Below are 16,524 nucleotides of genomic sequence, written 5' to 3' on the forward strand. Positions count from 1 at the left end.
CCCCTTCCTTTTCGATCACGCCTCTTGGACACTCGGCATGCTCACGTTTCCCCCCACCCCAAGAGGTCCCCGCACTCATGCCTGAACTCAATCGCCGCCGCTTCCTCCAGATCGCCGGCGCGTCCGCCGGCGCCGCCGCACTGGCCGGCAGCATCGGCCGGGCCGCGGCCATCCCCGCCAACCGCCGCTCCGGCACCATCGACGATGTCGAGCACATCGTCGTCCTGATGCAGGAGAACCGGTCCTTCGACCACTACTTCGGCGCGCTGAAGGGCGTCCGCGGATTCGGCGACCCGCGCCCGGTGCAGCTGCCCAGCGGCAAGTCCGTCTGGTATCAGTCGGACGGCGCGAAGGACGTACTGCCCTACCACCCGGACGCCGACAACCTCGGGATGCAGTTCATCGCGGGTCTCAACCACGACTGGGCGGGCGGTCACAAGGCCTGGAACCAGGGCAAGTACGACAACTGGATCCCCGCGAAGTCGACGGGGGCGATGGCGTACCTGACCCGCGAGGACATCCCGTTCCACTACGCGCTCGCCGACGCGTTCACCGTGTGCGACGCCTATCACAGCTCGTTCATGGGGGCCACCGACCCCAACCGCTACTACATGCTGTCGGGCCACACCGGCAATGACGGCAAGGGCGGCGGCCCGGTCCTGGGCAACGACGAACTCGGGTACGACTGGACGACGTACCCGGAGCGGCTGGAGCAGGCCGACGTCTCGTGGAAGGTCTACCAGGACATCGGCGACGGCCTGAACGCCGCGGGCAAGTGGGGCTGGATCGAGGACGCGTACCGCGGCAACTACGGCGACAACTCGCTGCTGTACTTCAACACGTACCGCAACGCCGAGCCCGGCAACCCGCTCTACGACAAGGCCCGCACCGGCACCGACGTCAAGAAGGGCGGCGGCTTCTTCGACATCCTCAAGGCCGACGTCGCGGCCGACAAGCTCCCGCAGATCTCCTGGATCGCCGCCCCGGAGGCCTTCACCGAGCACCCCAACTTCCCGTCGAACTACGGGGCCTGGTACATCTCGCAGGTGCTGGACGCGCTCACGTCCAACCCGGAGGTGTGGGCGAAGACCGCCCTGTTCATCACCTATGACGAGAACGACGGTTACTTCGACCACGTCCCGCCGCCCCACCCGCCGGCCTCCGCCGCCCAGGGTCTGTCCACCGCAGACACCGCGCTGGACAACTTCGCCGGTAACGGCAGTTATGCGGCCGGCCCCTACGGCCTCGGCCAGCGCGTGCCCATGCTCGTCGTGTCCCCCTGGAGCACCGGCGGCTTCGTCTGCTCGGAGGTCTTCGACCACACATCCATCATCCGGTTCATGGAGAGCCGCTTCGGCGTCGACGAGCCGAACATCTCGCCCTGGCGGCGCGAGGTCTGCGGCGACCTCAGCTCGGCCTTCGACTTCGGCCTCCAGGACACCGCCCCCGCCGTGCTCCCGGACACCGACGGATACACCCCGCCGGACAAGGAGCGGCACGACAGCTATGTGCCCAAGCCGCCCGCCAACCCCGCGATGCCCAAGCAGGAGAAGGGGGCGAGGCCGGCCAGGCCGCTGCCGTACGCGCCCCTGGTGGACGGCGTGGCGACGCCGTCCACGGGGAAGTTCACGCTGACCTTCAGCGCGGGCGAGCAGGCCGGGGCGTGTTTCTCCGTCAGGTCGGCGAACCGCACGGACGGGCCGTGGACCTACACGGCGGGGGCCGGTAAGAAGCTCTCCGACACCTGGAGCACGAAGTACTCCAAGGGCGCGTACGACCTCTCCGTGTTCGGCCCGAACGGCTTCCTGCGCACTTTCAAGGGCCCCGGCACCACCGCGGGCCCGGAGGTGGGCGCCCGCCACGACGCCGCCAGTGGCCGCGTCGTGCTGACCCTGACGAATCCGACGGGCGCGGACTGTCACCTCACGCTCACGAACGCGTACGGCGGCAAGAAGGAGACGTTCACCGTGCGGGCGGGTGGCAAGGTGGTGCACCCGGTGGACCTACGCGGCAGCAAGCGGTGGTACGACCTGTCCGTGGTGTCCGACAAGGACGCCTCGTTCCTGCGCAGGTTCGCCGGGCACGTGGAGACGGGTGAGCCCGGCGTGAGCGACCCGGCGATCATCACCGGCTAGTTCCCGCGTCGCGGTGGGTGTCCGCGGCTGTCCGTGCCCCGGCCCCCGAGGAGAGTCGGGGCGGGAGGCTCAGCGGGGGCCGGGTGGCCGGGACGCTCAGCGGGGCAGGGTGGTCGAGTCCACGAAGGCCGGTACGGCCGCCTGCGGCTGGTTGCGCGCGGGGCCGTCAGCGGGTCCCAGGCGTTGGTGTGCCAGACGTTCTGCATGAACGCCGAGGGCTTCTTGGGGATCCGGTTGGGGGGTGTCTCTCCCCCATGCCTGCCGTGCGTGTTGTGCCTGCACCCTGCCGGTGATGCTGCTTCGAGAACGCTTTGAGAATGCTTCGTGAGTGCCTTGTGAGTACCTTGAGGGCGCTCTCACGGCACTCACGGAGTGGCGCTGCGTGGCGTGCCTGTCAATGGTCTAGACGAGACGCCTCGGGGCTCCCACGAGAGAGGCGCGGGCCGCACACCCGTACGGGTGACAGCGCGGCGTGGCCGTTTGCGGGCCGCTGTTGCGCCGGATGGCCTGGGATCTCCCCGACACCGAGCCCCAGGAGTTCCGGATGACACCCCGAGCCGCCTTCTTCGCCGCCGCGCTGCTCACCCTCGTGGCGTCCGCCCCGGCCGCCGCGGTCCAGCCGGCCGAGGGCTCCGCCCCGGCGCGCAGCCTGTACCTCGCCATCTCCGGGTCCGAGCGCACCTGGAGCCGCAGTGTCATCCTCGACTGCCCGCCCGGCGCCGAACCGCCGCACCCTCGTGCGCGGGCCGCGTGCGACGCCATCACCTGGGCGCGCGGCGACCTCGACGCGCTGCGGGGCGAGCCGCACGCCTGCACCATGGAACTCGACCCGGTGACGGTGAGCGCCACGGGCCGCGGGCAGAGCGCGCCCAAGGCCTGGCGCAAGACCTACGCCAATGCCTGCGTGATGGACGCGACCACCGGCCCTGTCTTCCGCTTCTGACCCGCACCACGCCCGCGTCGCGCGTACGGAGGCGTTTCAGCTGCTGCGCGACGCGACCATCCCGAGAGTCACCAGACCGAGCAGCACCCAGCCGAACCACAGCCAGCCGTTGCTGCCGAGTGCCGCCGTGTACGCCGTGACTACCACCAGCGTCCCGACGGTGAGCACCCCCATGGACTTCGTGGAACCGGGCATGCGCGCCCCCTCCTTCGGAGTGGATGCCATCGTCACCCGTGGAACGCTCCGGCGCTACCGTGCCTACCGGACCCGCGGGTCCGAAAACCGCTGGCCGGGCTACCGGCTTCGCGCGTTCAGCGAGGCCAGATAGGCGTTGTACGCCACCAGCTCCTTGTCGCCGTCACGGTCCGCGGCGCGGTCCGAGCGCCGCGCCACCCGCTGCTCGGACCGGTACCACTGGAAGACCAGCGCGATCAGGACCAGCACGGACGGGATCTCGCTGAACGCCCAGGCGATGCCGCCCGCCGCGTTCTGGTCGGTCAGCGCGTCGATGCCGAGCGACGCGGGCGGGTTCTCGTACGTGCTGATCATGGGCTGGGTCGCCATCATCAGGGCGATGCCGAAGAACGCGTGGAAGGGCATCCCTGCGAACAGCTCCAGCATCCGCATCACATAGCCGGGGCGGTGCGGGCCCGGGTCGATGCCCATGATCGGCCAGAAGAAGACCAGGCCGACGGCGAGGAAGTGCACCATCATCGCGAGGTGCCCCGGCTTGCTCTCCATCAGGAAGTCGAAGAGCGGCGTGAAGTAGAGCCCGTACAGGCTCGCGATGAACAGCGGGATGGTGAACGCCGGGTGCGTGACGATCTTCATATAGCGGCTGTGCAGCAGCATCAGCAGGATCTCGCGCGGGCCCTTGCGATTGCCGCGCCCCGCCACCGGCAGCGCGCGCAGCGCCAGCGTGACCGGGGCGCCGAGCAGCAGCAGGATCGGGGTCAGCATGCTGATGATCATGTGCTGCACCATGTGCACGCTGAACATGACCATGCCGTAGTCGTTGAGCTTGGTGCACATCACCAGCGCGATGCTCAGCACACCGATCACGTAGAAGATCATCCGGCCGACCGGCCAGCTGTCGCCCCGCCGGTGCAGCCGCACCACACCCCAGCCGTAGGCCCCCAGGGCCAGCACGCAGCCGATCAGGAAGAAGGGGTCCGGGGAGAACTCGAGGCCCCGTCCCAGCGTGAACGGCGGCAGATCCATGTTCATGCCGTGCCCGCTGTGATCCATCTGTCTCTCCCGAGGGGGTTACGCATTTCGTGCCGGTTGTCCGCTCCAGACTAGAACCGCCCCCGGCCGCTCTTGCGGCCGGGGGCGGTCGGTGGAACGGGCAATAAAGTCAGAGCACGCACTCGGCCTCGGCGTACCGCTCGCTCGGCACGGTCTTCAGCGTTTCCACGGCCTCGGCCAGCGGAACCATCGTGATGTCCGTGCCGCGCAGCGCCGTCATCATGCCGAACTCGCCGCGGTGCGCCGCCTCCACCGCGTGCCAGCCGAAGCGGGTCGCCAGCACCCGGTCGTACGCCGTCGGGGTCCCGCCGCGCTGCACATGGCCGAGGATGACCGGGCGGGCCTCCTTGCCGAGGCGCTCCTCCAGCTCGACCGACAACTGCGTGGCCACGCCGGTGAAGCGCTCGTGGCCGTAGACGTCCTTGACTCCGACGTCGAAGTCCATGGAGCCCGCGCGCGGCTTGGCGCCCTCCGCGACCACGACGATCGCGAACCGCTTGCCCGCCGAGAAGCGCTTGCCGACCAGCGCGGTCAGCTCGTCGATGTCGAAGGGCCGCTCGGGGACGACGATCGCGTGCGCGCCGGCCGCCATGCCCGAGTGGAGCGCGATCCAGCCGGTGTGCCGCCCCATGACCTCGACGATCAGCACGCGCTGGTGCGACTCCGCGGTGGTCTTGAGCCGGTCCAGGGCCTCGGTCGCCACTCCGACGGCCGTGTCGAACCCGAAGGTGACATCGGTCGATGAGATGTCGTTGTCGATGGTCTTGGGTACGCCGACGATCGGCAGCCCCGCCTCGGCGAGCAGGTTCGCCGCCTTCAGCGTGCCTTCGCCGCCGATCGGGATGATCGCGTCGAGGCCCAGGTCCCTGACATGGCCACGGGCCTGCTCGACGCCGCCGCGCAGCTGCGCGGGCTGCACCCGCGAGGAGCCGAGGATCGTTCCGCCGCGGGCAAGGATGCCGCCGACCGCGTCCAGGTCAAGCTTGCGGTAGTCGCACTCCAGAAGACCCTTCCACCCGTCGTGGAAGCCGATGACCTCGTCACCGTGGTCGACGACGGCGCGGTGTACGACCGAGCGGATGACGGCGTTCAGGCCGGGGCAGTCGCCGCCGGAGGTGAGTACACCAATTCGCATGCCCGAAAACCTTTGCAACGTGGGCCGAGGACCGGACCACGTCGTCCGGGTTGGGTCCCGTCACCCTACTCGCGCAGGGTGACGGGACCGAACTGGACGTCCGACTGCTGGACACCGCAAATTTTGTACGAACCCACCAGGAGCCCGGCGGTGGGTCAGGCGGGCTGCGTCGCTGCGCCGATGCGCTCGGCGCGCAGCGCCTCGTACCACCGGTCGTCGGCGGGCGGCAGCGCGTTGACGTCGAGGGCCAGCTTCAGCAGCAGGTCCGCGATGAGCGGGTTGCGGGCCAGCACCGGGCCGTGCATGTAGGTACCGAAGACGGTGTCGTTGTACGCGCCCTCCGTGCCGTCGCCGGTTCCGTTGCCCTTGCCGATCTGTACCCGGGCGAACGGCCGCGCCGTCGGGCCGAGATGGGTGATGCCCTGGTGGTTCTCGAAGCCGGTCAGCTGCGGGAGGTTCAGCCGGTCGTCGATGTCGCCGAGGACATCGCCGACACACCGCTCGCCCTCACCGCGGGTGCTGACCACGTCGAGCAGCCCGAGGCCCTGCTCGCGCTCGCCGAGGTCGTTGACGAACTCGTGGCCGAGGATCTGGTATCCGGCGCAGACCGAGAAGACGATCGCGCCGTTGGACACCGCGCGGCTGAGGCCGCCGTCGCGGCGCAGCCGCTCCGAGGCCAGTCGCTGCGGCCGGTCCTCGCCGCCACCGATCAGATAGATGTCGCCCGAGGTGGGGATCGGCTGGTCGCTGCGTACGTCCACACGCTGCACGTCGAGGCCGCGCTGACGGGCCCGGCGCTCGACGACCAGGGCATTGCCCTGGTCGCCGTACGTGCTCAGCAGGTCCGGGTAGATCCACACCAGGCGCAGGCTGCTGTCGCTCATGCTTGCTTGTCCATTTCTTCCGGTGTACGCGGCCTGGTCCTAGTTGCCGACGCGGCGGCGCAGGTCCTGGAAGGCGGTGTAGTTGGCGATCGTCTCGATCCGCCCGGGGGGTGCGAGCTGCACGGCCTCGTCGAGGGTCTCGCACACCCGGAAGTCCAGGTTCGCTACCTCCAGGCGCACGGCCAGGTCCAGCTTGCGGTCGCCGAGCACGAAGATCGGGTGACCGGCGAGCCTGGTGTAGTCGACGTCCCACAGCCACGAGGTGTCCGTGCCGTCCGCGCCGCGCGCGTTGACAGCCAGGATCACCGGGGTGGGCGGCGGGTCGATCAGGGAAAACGTTTCGAGCCAGCCCGCCGGGTTCTTCGCGAGGAGCAGTCGCAGGTCGCGGTTCTGGAACTGCACCACGTCGTAGCGCCCCGCCACCGCCTGCACCTGGTACATGCGCTCCAGCGCCACCTGTGGCGGCACACCGAAGGTGGCGGCGACCGCGGCCGAGGTGGCGGCGTTCGCCTTGTTGGCGCGGCCCGGCAGCTGAAGATGGATCGGCCAGGCCGAGCCGTGCGGGTCCAGAACGTGGTCGCCGCTCAGCACCCAGCTGGGGGTGGGACGGCGGAAGCCGCAGTCGCCGCAGTACCAGTCGTCGCCGGGGCGCTGCATCACACCGCCGCAGGACGGGCAGGACCAGGCGTCGTCCTTCCACTCCTGGCCGGCCGCCACCCACACCACATTGGGGGAGGAGGAGGCTGCCCAGACGATCAGCGGGTCGTCCGCGTTCGCGATGACCACGGCCTTGTTGCCCGAAAGACCCTCGCGCCAGTGCTCGGCGAGCATCCGCGTCTCCGCGGCCCGGTCGAGCTGGTCGCGGGAGAGGTTGAGCAGGGCGATCGCCTTGGGCGTCACATCGCGAGCGACCCCCGCGAGGTACTTCTCGTCGACCTCGATCACGCCGTACTTCGCGTCCGAGCCGCCGGCCAGCGCGGACGTGATGCCCGCCGGCATGTTGGCGCCCAGCGCGTTGGAGACAACCGGGCCGCTGGCCCGCAGCGCCTCGGCGATCAGCCGGGTCGTCGTCGTCTTGCCGTTCGTCGCAGAGACAAGCACGACGTCGAGATGCTGGGCGAGCCGCCCGAGCAGATCGGGGTCGAGCCTGAGCGCCACCTTGCCGCCGATCACGGATCCGCTGCCGCGTCCCGCGGCGCGGGACACCGCCGCCGCCGCCTTGCCTGCCGTCACGGCCAGCTTGGCCCGCGGCGACAACGGCTCCGTGTTGCCTGCCATCGTCACTGATCCTCCTTGCATCCGGCGCCGCACTTGCCCCAGGTCCACCGGTCAACAGTCGGGGCTCAGCCTATCGAGATCCAGCCGTGGCCCCGAACCGCGGCACCGCCCGGAGGCTGTGGTACCTGGCGGAACGTAGGCTTACGGCCATGCGACATCGCCCAATTCCCGGCAGTTCCGGGCTCGTACGACCCATGACCATGCTGGGTGATCCGGTGCTGCATGCCACCTGTGAAGCCGTGACCGAATTCGGCCCCTCGCTCGTCGGTCTCGTCGAGGACATGTTCGCGACGATGTACGCGGCCGACGGGGTCGGCCTCGCGGCGAACCAGATCGGCCTGCCGCTGCGCGTCTTCGTATACGACTGTCCGGACGACGAGGACGTCCGGCACGTGGGGCACATCGTCAACCCACGCCTGATCGAGGCGGAGGTCGACGCCATCACCGTACGCGGTCCCGAGGGCTGCCTGTCGCTGCCGGGCGTCGAAGCGGGCACCGAACGCTTCGACCACACCGTCGTCGAAGGGGTGTTGGTCACGGGCGAGCCGGTACGGATCGACGCCACCGGGTTCTTCGCCCGCTGTCTCCAGCACGAGTGCGACCACTTGGAGGGCCTGGTCTACACGGACCGGCTGGCCGGGTGGCGACGGGCGCGGGCACTGCGTGCGGCGCGGCGGGCGGGCCGGGGAGCGGCGCCGAAGGAGTGAGCGGGGCTCAGAAGCCGGGGCCGCCCGTGCGGTCGCCCGCGGTGGCCAGCCTGCCCCACAGCAGGTCCGCGAGGCTGGACACCAACTGGGCGCGGGAGCAGGGCCGTTCGCCCAGCCACCAGTCGCCGGCCGCGTGCATCATGCCGACGATTCCATGTCCCCATACCCGGGCGAGCTGCTCACTGCCTGGGCCCAGCTCCACCCGCTCGGCGATGACCTTCGCCAGCTCCTCGCCGAGCCGGCGCAGCAGCGGCGCCGAGTGCCGGCCGACGTCGAAGCCCTGCTCGGGCTGGTACGCCTCCTCGGAGGGGTGCATCAGGAACCGGTAGACCTGCGGCCGGGCCTCGATCGCCGAGAGGTAGGTGTCGAGCGTCGCCTCCACCCGCTCGCGCCGCTCGGCCGGCGCGTCGAGCGCCGCCCGCAGCGCGTCGAGCAGGGCGTCGGTGTGGCGCTTGGCCAGGGCCCGGTAAAGACCGCCCTTGTCGCCGAAGTGCCGGTAGAGAATGGGCTTGGTGATCCCTGCTTCGGCGGCTATGGCGTTCATGGAAGCCTGTGGGCCGTCCCGGAGTACCACGCGGTCGGCCGCTTCGAGCAGTTCCCGCCGTCGTCGTGCGGCCGCGGAGCGCTGCTGCGCATCCTGCTGTGTGGTGTCCATGGTGTGTCTCCCCGCCCAAGCGATTCCGTGACGCTTGGGAAACGTAACACTGTGGCCAAGGCCCGTGCCGATCCACCCGGCACTGGTTGACAGGGTCTACTTGCCAGTAACAGACTCGGGTTACCGTAAGTAACGTTGATTTTGAACGCAGTGCTGGAGGGGACATGGCCGAGTTCACGCTCGAACTCAACGATGACCAGAAGCAGGTCCGCGACTGGATCCACGGGTTCGCCGCAGATGTGATGCGCCCGGCCGCCGCCGAGTGGGACGAGCGTGAGGAGACTCCCTGGCCCGTCATCCAGGAGGCGGCCAAACTCGGCATCTACTCCCTGGACTTCTACGCCCAGCAGTTCTTCGACCCGACGGGCCTGGGCATCCCGATGGCGATGGAGGAGCTGTTCTGGGGCGACGCGGGCATCGGTCTGTCCATCGTCGGCACGGGCCTGGCCGCCGTCGGTGTCCTCGCCAACGGCACCGAGGAGCAGATCGGCACCTGGATCCCGCAGATGTACGGCGACGCCGCCGACGTCAAGGTCGCAGCCTTCTGCTCCTCGGAGCCCGACGCGGGCTCCGACGTGTCGGCGATGCGTACCCGCGCGGTGTACGACGAGGCCAAGGACGAGTGGGTGCTCAACGGCACCAAGACCTGGGCGACCAACGGCGGCATCGCCAACGTCCATGTCGTGGTCGCCCTCGTCGACCCCGAGCTCGGCACCAAGGGCCACGCCTCGTTCATCGTCCCGCCGAACACCCCCGGCCTTTCCCAGGGGCAGAAGTTCAAGAAGCACGGCATCCGCGCCTCGCACACCGCCGAGGTCGTCCTGGAGGACGTACGCGTTCCCGGACACTGCCTGCTCGGCGGCAAGGAGAAGCTCGACGAGCGCCTCGCCCGCTCCCGTGAGCGCGCCAAGAAGGGCGGCGAGCGCGTGAAGAACGCGGCGATGGCCACCTTCGAGGCGTCGCGCCCGGCGGTCGGCGCGATGGCCGTGGGCACCGCCCGCGCCGCGTACGAGGTCGCACTCGACTACGCCAAGACCCGTGAGCAGTTCGGCCGTCCGATCATCGACAACCAGGGCGTCGCCTTCCAGCTCGCCGACATGCGCACCCAGATCGACGCGGCGCGGCTGCTGGTGTGGCGGGCGTCCTGGATGGCGACGGCGGGCAAGCCGTTCACCTCGGCCGAGGGCTCCATGTCGAAGCTGTTCGCCAGCGAGACGGCCAAGACGGTCACGGCCCAGGCGATTCAGATCCTCGGCGGCAACGGCTACACCCGGGAGTACCCGGTGGAGCGCATGCACAGGGACGCCGCGATCTACACGATCTTCGAGGGCACCAGCGAGATCCAGCGCCTGGTGATCGCCCGCACCCTGTCGGGCATGCCGATCCGCTGATCCGAGCGTCAGAGGTACGAAAAGCGCCGCCCCCACTTCAATGAGACGGGGCGGCGCTTTCTGTATGAGGCGGGTCAGGCCGGAAGCTGCGCCTCGATGGCCGCGACGACCTCGGGGGCGTCGGGCTCCGTGCGCGGGCGGAAGCGCCCGACGATCTCACCCCGGGCGGAAATGACGAACTTCTCGAAGTTCCACTGGACGTCGCCGGCCTCGCCGTCCGCGTCCTTGACCTCCGTCAGCTCCTTGTACAGCGGGTGCCGGTGGTCGCCGTTCACCTCGATCTTCTCAATCAGCGGAAACGTCACGCCGTAGCTCGCCGAGCAGAACGTCTGGATCTCCTCCGCGCTGCCCGGCTCCTGGCCCGCGAACTGGTTGCACGGCACCCCGAGCACCGTGAAGCCGCGGTCCGCGTAGCTGTGCTGGAGCCGCTCCAGGCCCGCGTACTGCGGCGTCAGGCCGCACTTGGACGCCACGTTCACCACCAGCACCGCCTTGCCCCGGTACGCCTCCAGGGTCACGGGCTCGCCGGTCAGGGTGTTCAGCGGGATGTCGTACAGGCTCATCGCCGTCTCCTCATGTGCGGGTCGGTACAGGTCGGGCAGTGGTACGTACTGTTCCAGAGGCGGGCCGGCCCGAAGCCGACGGGCCTGCTCCGGCGAGCGGTTGCCGGCCGGCCCCTCACGCGTCGAGCGTGCGGAAGAGCCCCTCCTGCACCACGGAGACCAGAAGGTTGCCCGCACGGTCGTAGATCCGGCCGCGCGCCAGCCCCCGCGCGCCCGTCGCGATCGGCGACTCCTGGTCGTAGAGGAACCACTCGTCCGCGCGGAACGGCCGATGGAACCACATCGCGTGGTCCAGCGACGCGATGTCGAAGCTGCGCGGGCCCCAGAGCGGCTCGACCGGGATCCGGACGGCGTCGAGCAGCGTCATGTCGCTCGCGTACGCCAGCGCGCAGGTGTGGACGAGCTGATCGTCGCCCAGCGGCCCGACCGCGCGCATCCACACCGCGCTGCGCGGGTCCGCGCCCTTGATCTCGTCCGGCGTCCAGCGCAGCCGGTCGACGTAGCGGATCTCGAAGGGCTGGCGCCGCGCCATGCGCTCCAGCGACTCCGGGAGGCCGCCCAGGTGCTCACGGACCTCGTCGGCCACGGTCGGAAGCGACTCGGGGTCCGGCACCTCGCGGGCCGGCGGCAGCTGGTGCTCGAAGGTGCCCTCCTCCGGTTTGTGGAAGGAAGCCGTCAGATTGAAGATCGTGCGGCCCTGCTGGATCGCGGTGACCCGGCGCGTGGTGAAGGAACGCCCGTCCCTGACCCGCTCGACCTGGTAGACGATCGGCACCCCGGGGCGGCCCGGCCGCAGGAAGTACGCGTGCAGCGAGTGGACCGGCCGGTCGCCGTCCGTGGTGCGGCCCGCCGCGACCAGCGCCTGGCCGGCGACCTGCCCGCCGAAGACCCGTTGCAGGGACTCCTCGGGGCTGCGCCCGCGGAAGATGTTGACCTCGATCCGCTCCAGGTCGAGCAGGTCCACCAGATGCTCGGCGGGGGTCGGCGTGTGCGTCATCGCGGGCCTCTCCACTCTCACAGCCGGCCGACGTCGGTGACCCGGACGACGGCGCGGCCCTCCTCGTCGGAGGCCGCGAGATCGACCTCCGCGCTGATACCCCAGTCATGGTCGCCGTTCGGGTCGGCGAAGGCCTGGCGGACGCGCCACAGGTCGTGCTCGGCGTCCTCCTCGATCATCAGAAGCTTGGGGCCGCGCGCGTCGGGGCCCGTCCCCAGGTCCTCGTACTCGTCCCAGTACCCGTCCATCGCCTTGCCCCAGGCCTCTTCGTTCCAGCCGGACTCGGCGTCCAGCTCGCCCAGCTCCCGCACCCGGTCCAGGGCGGCCATCTCCACGCGGCGGAACATCGCGTTGCGTACCAGCACCCGGAAGGCCCGCGCGTTCGCGGTGACCGGCTTGACCTGGTCGGCGCGGTCCTGCGCCTGCTCGGCCGTCTCCACCTCGGGGTTGGCCAGCTGCTCCCACTCGTCGAGGAGGCTGGAGTCGACCTGGCGGACCAGCTCGCCGAGCCACGCCGTGAGGTCCTCCAGGTCCTCGGACTTGAGGTCGTCCGGGATGGTGTGCTCCAGGGCCTTGTACGCACCCGCCAGGTACCGAAGGACGATGCCCTCGGTGCGGGCCAGCTCGTAGAAGGACGTGAACTCGGTGAAGATCATGGCGCGTTCGTACATGTCGCGGATCACGGACTTCGGCGACACCGGGTGGTCACCGACCCACGGGTGGCTCTGGCGGTACACGTTGTACGCGTGGGCCAGCAGTTCCTCCAGCGGCTTCGGGTACATGATGTCCTGGAGCCGCTCCATGCGCTCCTCGTACTCGATGCCGTCCGCCTTCATCTGGCCGATCGCCTCGCCGCGCGCCTTGTTCTGCTGGGCGGCCAGGATCTGACGCGGATCGTCCAGCGTGGACTCCACGACGGACACCATGTCCAGCGCGTACGAGGGGGAGTCGGGGTCGAGCAGCTCGAACGAGGCCAGCGCGAACGTCGACAGCGGCTGGTTCAGTGCGAAGTTCTGCTGGAGATCGACCGTCAGCCGCACGATCCGGCCCTCGGCGTCCGGGGTGTCGAGACGCTCCACGACACCGCCGTCGAGCAGCGAGCGGTAGATGGCGATGGCCCGCCGGATGTGCCGCAACTGCGCCTTGCGCGGCTCGTGGTTGTCCTCCAGGAGGTGCCGCATCGCCTCGAAGGCGTTGCCGGGCCTGGCGATGACCGAGAGCAGCATGGTGTGCGTCACCTTGAAGCGCGAAGTCAGCGGCTCCGGTGCGGAGTTGATGAGCTTTTCGAAAGTGGCGTCGGACCAGGCGATGAACCCCTCGGGGGCCTTCTTGCGGACCACCTTGCGGCGCTTCTTGGGGTCGTCGCCCGCCTTGGCGAGCGCCTTCTCGTTCTCCACGACGTGCTCGGGCGCCTGGGCGATGACATAGCCCGCCGTGTCGAAGCCGGCCCGCCCGGCGCGGCCCGCGATCTGGTGGAACTCACGGGCGCGCAGCGTGCGTACACGGGTGCCGTCGTACTTCGACAGGGCCGTGAACAGCACTGTGCGGATGGGTACGTTGACGCCGACGCCCAGGGTGTCCGTACCGCAGATGACCTTGAGCAGACCGGCCTGCGCGAGCTTCTCCACCAGGCGGCGGTACTTGGGGAGCATGCCGGCGTGGTGGACGCCGATCCCGTGGCGCACATAGCGCGACAGGTTGCGGCCGAACTTGGTGGTGAAGCGGAAGTTGCCGATGAGCTCGGCGATCTGGTCCTTCTCCGTGCGCGAGCACATGTTGATGCTCATCAGCGACTGCGCGCGCTCGACGGCCGATGCCTGTGTGAAATGCACGATGTAGACCGGCGCCTGCTTGGTCTCCAGGAGCTCGGTCAGCGTCTCGGTGATCGGCGTCTTGCGGTACTCGTACGACAGCGGGACCGGCCGGGTCGCCGAGTGTACGACGGACGTGGGCCGGCCCGTGCGGCGGGTCAGGTCCTTCTCGAACATCGAGACGTCACCGAGGGTCGCCGACATCAGGATGAACTGGGCCTGCGGCAGCTCCAGGATCGGAATCTGCCAGGCCCAGCCGCGGTCCGCTTCGGCGTAGAAGTGGAACTCGTCCATCACGACCTGGCCGATGTCCGCGTTCTTGCCGTCACGCAGCGCGATGGAGGCCAGCACCTCGGCGGTGCAGCAGATGACCGGGGCATCGCTGTTGACGGACGCGTCGCCCGTCAGCATGCCGACGTTCTCCGTGCCGAAGATCTTGCACAGGTCGAAGAACTTCTCCGAGACCAGCGCCTTGATGGGCGCGGTGTAGAAGGTGACCTTGTCCTGGGCCAGGGCGGTGAAGTGCGCACCCGCCGCGACCAGACTCTTTCCGGAGCCGGTGGGGGTGGACAAGATCACGTTCGCCCCTGAGACCACCTCGATCAGCGCCTCTTCCTGGGCGGGGTAGAGGGTGATGCCCCGGTCCTCGGCCCATGAGGAGAAAGCCTCGAAGAGGGCATCGGGGTCGGCGGTCGGAGGCATCTGATCGATAAGGGTCACACCCCCCATCTTGCCTGCCTTCCGCCCGGATGAGGGAACCGGACGACGGTACGAAGATCACGAGCGCTACGCTGCCTTCTCGGCAGGGCGTCGACAGGGCGTCAACTCGGCCTCGGCCGAGGCACGTACAATTGCAACGGGGCGGAACGACCATGATGGGACCGGCGCACTCACTGTCAGGAGCAGCGGCCTGGCTGGGGGTGGGGGCGGCGGCCGCCGCGGCCGGCCATCCGATGCCCTGGCCCGTCCTGGCGGTCGGAGCCCTGATCTGTGCGGGCGCCGCGCTCGCTCCCGACCTCGACCACAAGTCCGCGACCATCTCGCGCGCCTTCGGTCCCATCTCCAAGGGCCTGTGCGAGATCGTCGACAAGCTGTCGTACGCCGTCTACAAGGCGACCAGGAAGCAGGGCGACCCTCGCAGGACCGGTGGCCACCGCACGCTCACCCACACCTGGCTCTGGGCGGTCATGATCGGCGCTGGAGCGTCGGCGGCTGCGGTCACCGGCGGTCGCTGGGCGGTCCTCGCGCTGCTCTTCGTCCACCTGGTCCTGGCCGTGGAGGGCCTGCTGTGGAAGGCCGCCCGGGTCTCCAGCGACGTCCTGGTGTGGCTGCTCGGCGCGACGAGCGCCTGGATCCTCGCCGGCGTACTGGACAAACCGGGCAACGGCGCGGACTGGCTGTTCGCGGCGCCGGGCCAGGAGTACCTGTGGCTCGGCCTGCCGATCGTCCTGGGCGCCCTGGTGCACGACATCGGCGACGCGCTCACCGTCTCCGGCTGCCCGATCCTGTGGCCGATCCCGATCGGCCGCAAGCGCTGGTACCCGATCGGACCGCCGAAGCTGATGCGGTTCCGGGCCGGCAGCTGGGTGGAGCTGAAGGTGCTGATGCCCGTGTTCATGCTGCTCGGGGGAGTGGGCGGGGCCGCCGCGCTGAACTTCATCTGATTCCGCTCTCCCCGCGGGATCCAGCAACCTGTACCTGCTGAACCGTCACCTGCTGAACCCTCATCTGCTGAAGGGACCGAGAAGTGACCACCGAACGTCCGGCCCCACCGCTCACCGGCGGCGAACGCGAGATGCTGCGCGCCTTCCTCGACTACCACCGTGCGACGCTCGCCATGAAGTGCGACGGCCTCGGTGACGAGGACCTGCGCCTCCGGTCCATGCCCCCGTCGACGCTGTCCCTGCTCGGCCTGGTGCGGCACATGGCCGAGGTGGAGCGGGTCTGGTTCCGGCTGGTGATCGACAAGCAGGACGTCGGGCGTGTCTGGTCGGACGACGGCGACTTCCAGGCGGCGTACGACGCGAGTGCGTCGACCCGGGCGGAGGCGTTCGACGCCTGGCAGGCCGAGGTCGCGCACGCGCGCCGCATCGAGGAGCAGGCCCCCTCCCTCGACGTGACGGGCTTCCACGCCAAGATGGGCGGGGAGGTGTCGCTGCGCCTGGTGATGCTGCACATGATTCACGAGTACGCCCGGCACAACGGCCACGCCGACTTTCTGCGCGAGGGAATCGACGGGACCGTCGGGGCCTGAGGGGGCGCGGCGCGGCGTACCGCAGGAGTCGAGGGACCGGCTGCGCCGCATCGGGCGGGTCGTCGGCGGGGATCCCCGGCGCAGCCCTCAGCTGTTTGCGCGCGGCTGCCGCCGACGTGCTCTGGTCAGGCGCGGCGCGCGGCCCACCCGGTGCGTTCGGTACGAACGGCGAGGTCGGCGCGGCGCAGGATGCTCAGCGGGCTGTCGGTGTCGAGCAGCTGGTCGAGGGCGGTGAGGTCCTCGGCGCCGAGCCTGGCGGCGGCGCTGTCGCGCAGGCGCTTCAGGCTGCTGAGCGCGTAGGGGCCGACCGCCTCGCTGTGGGAGCCGTCGACGTTCACGGTGATCGTGCGCTCGCCTTCGACGGTGGACCCTGCGGTGGCCGGCATGGGGCCCAGTCCGCACCGCGGTGCGGCACGTGCTCGGCGTGGTGGTGCGCGAGGGCGGTGTGGCAGCGCTCCTCGAGGCCGGGCCGCTCCTTGGGAGCGTCGCCGGGCAGGAAGCGCGGGAGCCATGAGCGGCCCCC

15 protein-coding genes and 1 pseudogene are annotated in these 16,524 nt (G+C 69.8%); 6 read left to right on the forward strand and 10 right to left on the reverse strand.

From position 1 onward, the window contains the following. Positions 1 to 77: 77 nt before the first annotated feature. Both QMK30_RS19250 and QMK30_RS19255 read left to right on the forward strand, forming a co-directional pair. Positions 78 to 2,135: a phosphocholine-specific phospholipase C gene (locus QMK30_RS19250; RefSeq protein ID WP_283519529.1), complete on the forward strand. Its 2,058-nt coding sequence runs from the start codon at positions 78 to 80 to the stop codon at positions 2,133 to 2,135. Between the two features lie 544 nt (positions 2,136 to 2,679). After that, positions 2,680 to 3,078 carry an SSI family serine proteinase inhibitor gene (locus QMK30_RS19255; protein WP_283519530.1) on the forward strand — a complete coding sequence of 133 codons (399 nt, stop codon included), beginning with the start codon at positions 2,680 to 2,682 and terminating at the stop codon, positions 3,076 to 3,078. A gap of 36 nt (positions 3,079 to 3,114) precedes the next feature. Here QMK30_RS19255 and QMK30_RS19260 read toward each other — a convergent pair whose 3' ends face one another. The 5 genes from QMK30_RS19260 to QMK30_RS19280 all read right to left on the reverse strand — a co-directional run bounded on the left by QMK30_RS19260 (position 3,115) and on the right by QMK30_RS19280 (position 7,623). Then, complete coding sequence (locus tag QMK30_RS19260; RefSeq protein ID WP_283519531.1) at positions 3,115 to 3,273, reverse strand: hypothetical protein; 159 nt, start codon at positions 3,271 to 3,273, stop codon at positions 3,115 to 3,117. A 99-nt stretch (positions 3,274 to 3,372) separates the two neighbouring features. Next, positions 3,373 to 4,326 (reverse strand): cytochrome c oxidase assembly protein, encoded by a 954-nt coding sequence (locus QMK30_RS19265; RefSeq protein WP_283519532.1) that lies wholly within the window; start codon positions 4,324 to 4,326, stop codon positions 3,373 to 3,375. Between the two features lie 109 nt (positions 4,327 to 4,435). Further along, positions 4,436 to 5,461: a 6-phosphofructokinase gene (locus QMK30_RS19270; RefSeq protein WP_283519533.1), complete on the reverse strand. Its 1,026-nt coding sequence runs from the start codon at positions 5,459 to 5,461 to the stop codon at positions 4,436 to 4,438. A gap of 155 nt (positions 5,462 to 5,616) precedes the next feature. Beyond that, positions 5,617 to 6,345, reverse strand: a complete 729-nt coding sequence (locus tag QMK30_RS19275) for a type 1 glutamine amidotransferase (RefSeq protein ID WP_283519534.1) — start codon at positions 6,343 to 6,345, stop codon at positions 5,617 to 5,619. A gap of 39 nt (positions 6,346 to 6,384) precedes the next feature. Then, positions 6,385 to 7,623 carry a MurT ligase domain-containing protein gene (locus QMK30_RS19280; RefSeq protein ID WP_283519535.1) on the reverse strand — a complete coding sequence of 413 codons (1,239 nt, stop codon included), beginning with the start codon at positions 7,621 to 7,623 and terminating at the stop codon, positions 6,385 to 6,387. Positions 7,624 to 7,772: 149 nt separating this feature from the next. Between QMK30_RS19280 and def the strand changes: the two genes are divergently transcribed. Next, on the forward strand, positions 7,773 to 8,330 hold the full coding sequence (def, locus tag QMK30_RS19285; RefSeq protein ID WP_283519536.1) for a peptide deformylase: 558 nt from the start codon (positions 7,773 to 7,775) through the stop codon (positions 8,328 to 8,330). A 7-nt stretch (positions 8,331 to 8,337) separates the two neighbouring features. On the opposite strand, the gene QMK30_RS19290 is transcribed toward def, so the two are convergent. Further along, positions 8,338 to 8,985, reverse strand: coding sequence for a TetR/AcrR family transcriptional regulator (locus tag QMK30_RS19290; RefSeq protein ID WP_283519537.1), 648 nt, complete (start codon positions 8,983 to 8,985; stop codon positions 8,338 to 8,340). A 164-nt stretch (positions 8,986 to 9,149) separates the two neighbouring features. Here QMK30_RS19290 and QMK30_RS19295 point away from each other — a divergent pair, with 164 nt between their 5' ends. Further along, positions 9,150 to 10,376: an acyl-CoA dehydrogenase family protein gene (locus QMK30_RS19295; protein ID WP_283519538.1), complete on the forward strand. Its 1,227-nt coding sequence runs from the start codon at positions 9,150 to 9,152 to the stop codon at positions 10,374 to 10,376. A 74-nt stretch (positions 10,377 to 10,450) separates the two neighbouring features. On the opposite strand, the gene QMK30_RS19300 is transcribed toward QMK30_RS19295, so the two are convergent. The 3 genes from QMK30_RS19300 to QMK30_RS19310 form a co-directional block, all read right to left on the reverse strand. Further along, positions 10,451 to 10,939, reverse strand: coding sequence for a glutathione peroxidase (locus QMK30_RS19300; protein WP_283519539.1), 489 nt, complete (start codon positions 10,937 to 10,939; stop codon positions 10,451 to 10,453). 115 nt (positions 10,940 to 11,054) lie between these two features. Next, positions 11,055 to 11,936, reverse strand: coding sequence for an acyl-CoA thioesterase (locus tag QMK30_RS19305; protein ID WP_283519540.1), 882 nt, complete (start codon positions 11,934 to 11,936; stop codon positions 11,055 to 11,057). Between the two features lie 17 nt (positions 11,937 to 11,953). Beyond that, complete coding sequence (locus QMK30_RS19310; protein WP_349362083.1) at positions 11,954 to 14,467, reverse strand: DEAD/DEAH box helicase; 2,514 nt, start codon at positions 14,465 to 14,467, stop codon at positions 11,954 to 11,956. Between the two features lie 152 nt (positions 14,468 to 14,619). Between QMK30_RS19310 and QMK30_RS19315 the strand changes: the two genes are divergently transcribed. Both QMK30_RS19315 and QMK30_RS19320 read left to right on the forward strand, forming a co-directional pair. Beyond that, positions 14,620 to 15,411, forward strand: coding sequence for a metal-dependent hydrolase (locus QMK30_RS19315; protein ID WP_283519542.1), 792 nt, complete (start codon positions 14,620 to 14,622; stop codon positions 15,409 to 15,411). 83 nt (positions 15,412 to 15,494) lie between these two features. Next, the gene (locus QMK30_RS19320) at positions 15,495 to 16,001 is read left to right on the forward strand and encodes a DinB family protein (RefSeq protein ID WP_283519543.1); all 507 of its coding nucleotides are present in this window, start codon (positions 15,495 to 15,497) and stop codon (positions 15,999 to 16,001) included. Positions 16,002 to 16,126: 125 nt separating this feature from the next. Here QMK30_RS19320 and QMK30_RS19325 read toward each other — a convergent pair. Beyond that, positions 16,127 to 16,515, reverse strand: a pseudogene (locus QMK30_RS19325) (SAM-dependent methyltransferase); the annotation flags it as partial. Positions 16,516 to 16,524 lie beyond the last annotated feature (9 nt).

Source organism: Streptomyces sp. H27-C3 (assembly GCF_030063415.1).
Lineage (GTDB): Bacteria > Actinomycetota > Actinomycetes > Streptomycetales > Streptomycetaceae > Streptomyces.